This window comes from Natronospira sp. (assembly GCF_007134575.1).
Lineage (GTDB): Bacteria > Pseudomonadota > Gammaproteobacteria > Natronospirales > Natronospiraceae > Natronospira > Natronospira elongata.
Map to the genome: position 1 here is coordinate 1 of NZ_SLKM01000303.1, position 4863 is coordinate 4863.

A 4863-nucleotide genomic window follows, 5' to 3' on the forward strand; every position below is an offset into this window, starting at 1 on the left:
CTCTGATCAATCCATTAATGGATTGATCAGAGGCTCCCTAGCTAAGGGACTCCTTGACTGCCGCAATGACTTCGTCGGCCTGATCCAGGGTCATCCCTGGGAACATGGGCAGGGAGAAGCAACTCTCGGCCACCGACTCACATACGGGCAGACTCAGAGACTGATATCGATCACCGCAGACTGCCTGCCTGTGCAGGGGGATGGGATAATAAATCGCCGTGCCAATGCCCGCCTGCCCCAGCCGCTTACGAACCCTGTCGCGGCCTTCAACCTGCACCGTGTACTGTCCATAAACCTGGTAATGGCGGTCCCCCGCTTCGGGAAGGCGAATTGGCAGGCCCGACAGGCCCTCCTGGTAACGAGCGGCGATCTCTCGGCGTGACTGATTGAAATCCTCCAGATGGCGAAGCTTGACCCGGAGCGCCGCCGCCTGCACTTCATCAAGGCGGCTGTTGAAGCCCACAACATCGTGGTGGTAACGCACCGCACTGCCATGACTGCGCAAGACCCGAATACGCTCGGCCATTTCGGGGTCGTCCGTGGTGACCAAGCCACCATCGCCATACCCGCCCAGGTTCTTGGTCGGGAAGAAGCTGAAGCAGCCGCTGTGACCAAAACTGCCCACCGGGCGGTCATCAAAACGGGCACCGAAAGCCTGAGCACAGTCTTCGATGACCTTTAGCCCATGTTTCTCGGCCACTGCCATGATCCGGTCCATGTCCTGGGCCAAACCAAAGAGGTGCACCGGCATGATGGCGCGCGTACGCTCGGTGACGGCTTCTTCCAGCAAGGACTCGTCCAGATTCATGCTGTCCCGGCGGATATCCACGAACACCGGGGTGGCACCGCAATACAGGATCGCTTCCACTCCGGCGATGAAGGAAAAAGGTGAGGTAATGACCTCATCCCCCGGACCCACACCGGCAGCCAGAAGCGAGAGATGCAAGGCATCGGTACCCGAGGCCACACCAATCGCCTCCGACACACCATGATAGTCCGCGACTTCTTCCTCGAAGGCCCTGACGTGCTGACCAAGGATGAACTGTCCGCTATCCAGAACGGCGCGGGTCTCGGCATGAACTTCCGCAGCCACCTGTTCATGCTGGGGCTTGGGATCAAAAAGCGGAACCATCAGGACTCCTTCTTGGATTTCTTGCCTACCAGAGAGCTGCGAGAAAAAACGGGCTCTCGGGTCTCCGGGTGAGTGTCATGGGTAACGTGCCCTTCATGGGTGTCGACGGCCTGATCAATGGACAGGGGCTCCATGGGCGCACGATCAGGACGCACCACCTCCATGATGTGATGTGCCGTTGCCAGAGCAGCCTTGCCATCCTGACCCGTGACCATCGGCATTTGCCCGGAACGTACCGCAGTCAGAAAGGCTTCAACTTCCGAGCGCAGGATATCCTGATTATCGCAACGGATTTCCTCAACGGCGATATCACCCTTCTCACCGCTGGCACGATGCTGAATGAGCAGATCCTTCGCATGCAGGTCCAATACCGTATAGGCATTGTGCTGGAACAGATGCAGGGTTCTCTGGGGCTGGGTACTGGCCCGGCTGGCAGTAAGATTGGCCACCGCGCCATTCTCGAAATGAATCACGGCATTGACGAGATCCAGGGCATCGGAAAACACCGACACGCCCTTGGCCTCAATCTGACGCACCGGTGACGGAATCAGGGCGTGAACCAGATCAATGTCATGAATCATCAGATCCAGTACAACACTCACATCCACGTTGCGCTTGGGGAATGGCGTCAAGCGGTGGGACTCAACGTAGTCGGGTGTGCGCAGATTGTCCGGCAGAGCCTGGAAAGCGGGGTTGAACCGTTCCAGGTGTCCGACCTGCAAGGTCACGCCATTGGCCGCCGCCAGATCGATCAACTCCTGGGCCTGTCCAACCGACTCAGTGATCGGCTTCTCCACCAGGACATGGATGCCCGCCTCGATCAGGTCCTTGGCCACCTGATAGTGGGCATTGGCAGGCACGACTACGCTGGCCACATCCACTTTGCCGATCAGTTCCCGATGATCCCGCAACCAGGGGACCTCATACTCCACAGCCGCCCGTTCGCCGTGCATTTCATTGTGATCGGCGACCGCCACCAGTTCGCAACCTGGCAGGGTTGCGTACTTCTCGGCGTGGAATGAGCCGTAGTAGCCCACGCCCACCACCGCGGCCCGAAGGGTTGATTGGTCCGTTTCCGCAATCACACAAGCTCCAGTTGTTCATTCGAAGTCAGACCGGCATTATACGTGACTGCCAAAGCCCTGACATTCATCAGCCGGAACAGAATAATGCCGGAGATCAAGAAAACCGGGCTCATCAGCGGTCCTTTGATAGCACTTGCCCTTTTCCTGCTATGCCACCGCCAGGGATTGCCGATCGAGGCCTGCTGGACCGCCGCAGTGACGGGGCTTTGCGCGACCTGGTGGATTTCCGAAGCCCTGCCCATTCCCGCCACCTCCATCATCCCCTTTGCCGCCTTCCCCTTGCTCGGGGTGCTGCCCCATGGCGAGGTGGCCCAGGCCTATGGGCACAGCCTGATCCTGCTGCTGCTTGGGGGCTTCATCCTGTCAACCGCCATGGAGCGAAATAACGCCCACCGGCGCCTGGCCCTGGGCATGGTGACCCTGGTCGGTGGCCAGGGCGGGGCAAGACTACTGCTGGGCTTCATGCTCGCCAGCGGCCTGCTGAGCATGTGGATATCCAATACCGCCACTGTTCTGATGCTGTTGCCGGTAGCGCTGGCGGTGCTCAAGGGCTGCGATGACAGGCGCGTGGCCATCCCCCTGTTGCTGGGCATGGCCTGGGCGGCCAGCATCGGCGGTCTGGGCACCCCCATTGGGACGCCCCCCAACGTCATCTTCATGGGCGTCTACACCGAGATGACCGGCGAGGAAATCTCATTCCTGGACTGGATGCGCATTGGCGTCCCCACGTCCCTGCTCCTGATTCTGATCACCTGGCTCTTCCTAGGTTGGCGGATGCCGCAGGGGGAGAAACTGGAGATCGAGCGTCTGGGCCCCTGGCAGCCGGCCGAGCGCCGGGTGCTGGCACTCTTTGCCCTGGCTGCCCTGGCCTGGATGACCCGCACCGATCCCCTGGGCGGTTGGTCGGCCTGGCTGCCCATGCCCGGCTACACCGGGGATGCAACCGTGGCCCTGACCGTGGTCGTGCTGTGCTTTCTTGTGCCGGACGGACGCGGCAGCCGGGTACTGGACTGGAAAACCGCCGAAGGCATTCCCTGGGGGCTGCTGATTCTGTTCGGCGGTGGCATTGCCATTGCCAAGGCCTTCGAAGCCAGCGGCCTGAGTACCAGCCTGGGCGAGGCCATTGCCGCCTACACCCACTGGCCCCTGGCGGTCCTGGTCCTGGGCATTTGCCTGACCATCACCTTCATGACCGAGACCACCTCGAACACGGCCACGGCAACACTGATGATGCCGGTCATGGCTGCCACCGCCCTGGCGGCAGGCATTGATCCCCTGCTGCTGATGATTCCCGCTGCCATGAGCGCCAGCTGCGCTTTCATGATGCCGGTGGCGACGGCCCCGAACGCGGTCATTTTCGGGACCGGGCGGGTGCCGATCCGCAGCATGGCGCTGAGAGGCTTGGGACTTAATCTGGTTGGGGCGGTGGTCATTACCGCCATGACCGTCAAGCTGTTGCCCTTCTAGGGAATTCCTTGAATGGAGAACGGTCATGCAATCTGATCTGGACGCCCTTCTCGGTAGACTTCGGGAAGAAGTGAGCGCGGCCATGAAGCAGGAAGGCCTTCCGGCGGCGGAAGAAATGGCCCGGCTGGCAACAGACTATCGCTCCTGGGCGAGAATGGCCCATGCCCCGGCCCGCGCCCGCCGCATCGCCGAACAGCTGGCCTTCCACAATCGGGTCTACGCCGATGAGGCCACACTGGAGCGATTATCGCTGGCGGTAACGGCAATGTTGGCCGAACTCTACGAGAGCCGCCTGGCCTGAGCCGGGCCAAGGCCCCGTTCCTGACTCACTCCGGCCAGTAATAGACCACCACGGCCGCGAGAACCGCATACATGGCGGCCTGTCCGTACCACAACCACCACCGCTCCCGCACCGTCCCCCAGAAGCTCAGGGCCGCCACGACGGTTACACCGGTGAATATCACGGCATGCACCACCAGATTGGGAATCTCTTCCCTGATATAGTCATAATGGGCATTCAGCCCATACAAGAACAACACCACGACCAATCCGATCCAGATGGCAAAACTGGACCCCATGATGATGCCGTTGAGTACTGCCAGGGGTTTCATTGAAGGAGGCCTCGCGGGGTTGACGGCGGATTTGCCGCCGCAATTATCCGTATTGGGGCGGACATTGCAACGGGAGCCATCGGCACAGCACTGGAACTCGAAATCCCTGTCAGGTTCCAATATGCTGACCAATAACGACTACTGACGGGGCCACGCCCCTGAGAACAACGGACCGGAGTAACGACTTCATGCGGCAACTCCTGCAGGCCTTTCTGACCGCCTTGATACTGAGCGGACTGCTCACCAGCCCCGTGCTCGCCGAGGAAAACGGCGACAAGGACATGGATGTCTGCCATGTGGGCCACACGGATGAATCCACGCCACGCCCACTGAAACCCAGTGACCAGCAACTTTTCCTGGACCGACTGATCACCGGGCTGCTGGAGCGACACCATTTCGCGGCGCGGGAATTCACGGCGGAAATGGCGTCGGAAGTGTTCGACAACTATCTTGACCGCATCGACCCCGGCCGCTTCTACCTGCTGGCCGACGATGTGGAGGAGTTTCAGGCGCGTCACGCCGAATTGGTCCGCGAGGGCGGCGATAACGGCAGCGGCGATCGGGTGAA

General features: G+C 60.8%; 5 protein-coding genes and 1 pseudogene. 3 read left to right on the forward strand and 3 right to left on the reverse strand.

All coding sequences use genetic code 11. The annotated features are described in order from the left end of the window. Positions 1-37: 37 nt before the first annotated feature. Together ACJWXQ_RS12190 and ACJWXQ_RS12195 are read right to left on the reverse strand one after the other, a co-directional pair. Entirely contained in the window at positions 38-1132 is a 1095-nt protein-coding gene (locus ACJWXQ_RS12190) for a DegT/DnrJ/EryC1/StrS family aminotransferase (RefSeq protein ID WP_346049434.1), read from the reverse strand. Continuing rightward, the gene (locus tag ACJWXQ_RS12195; protein WP_346049432.1) at positions 1132-2217 is read right to left on the reverse strand and encodes a Gfo/Idh/MocA family oxidoreductase; all 1086 of its coding nucleotides are present in this window, start codon (positions 2215-2217) and stop codon (positions 1132-1134) included. The genes ACJWXQ_RS12190 and ACJWXQ_RS12195 overlap by 1 nt, the downstream gene beginning before the upstream one ends. 84 nt (positions 2218-2301) lie before the next feature. Between ACJWXQ_RS12195 and ACJWXQ_RS12200 the strand changes: the two genes are divergently transcribed. Both ACJWXQ_RS12200 and ACJWXQ_RS12205 read left to right on the forward strand, forming a co-directional pair. Beyond that, entirely contained in the window at positions 2302-3684 is a 1383-nt protein-coding gene (locus ACJWXQ_RS12200; protein WP_346049430.1) for an SLC13 family permease, read from the forward strand. Positions 3685-3709: 25 nt separating this feature from the next. Next, entirely contained in the window at positions 3710-3985 is a 276-nt protein-coding gene (locus tag ACJWXQ_RS12205) for a hypothetical protein (RefSeq protein WP_346049428.1), read from the forward strand. Between the two features lie 25 nt (positions 3986-4010). Here the strand turns inward: ACJWXQ_RS12205 and ACJWXQ_RS12210 are convergent, their stop codons facing one another. Further along, positions 4011-4295, reverse strand: coding sequence for a hypothetical protein (locus ACJWXQ_RS12210; RefSeq protein WP_346049426.1), 285 nt, complete (start codon positions 4293-4295; stop codon positions 4011-4013). A 188-nt stretch (positions 4296-4483) separates the two neighbouring features. Here ACJWXQ_RS12210 and ACJWXQ_RS12215 point away from each other — a divergent pair. After that, positions 4484-4863 (forward strand): annotated as a pseudogene (locus ACJWXQ_RS12215) (hypothetical protein); the annotation flags it as partial.

Excerpts from the sequence above, each read along its gene's own strand:
- ACJWXQ_RS12190 (WP_346049434.1), bottom strand. The coding sequence starts at position 1,132 with ATGGTTCCGCTTTTTGATCCCAAGCCCCAGCATGAACAGGTGGCTGCG.
- ACJWXQ_RS12200 (WP_346049430.1), top strand. The coding sequence starts at position 2,302 with ATGCCGGAGATCAAGAAAACCGGGCTCATCAGCGGTCCTTTGATAGCA.
- ACJWXQ_RS12205 (WP_346049428.1), top strand. The coding sequence starts at position 3,710 with ATGCAATCTGATCTGGACGCCCTTCTCGGTAGACTTCGGGAAGAAGTG.
- ACJWXQ_RS12210 (WP_346049426.1), bottom strand. The coding sequence starts at position 4,295 with ATGAAACCCCTGGCAGTACTCAACGGCATCATCATGGGGTCCAGTTTT.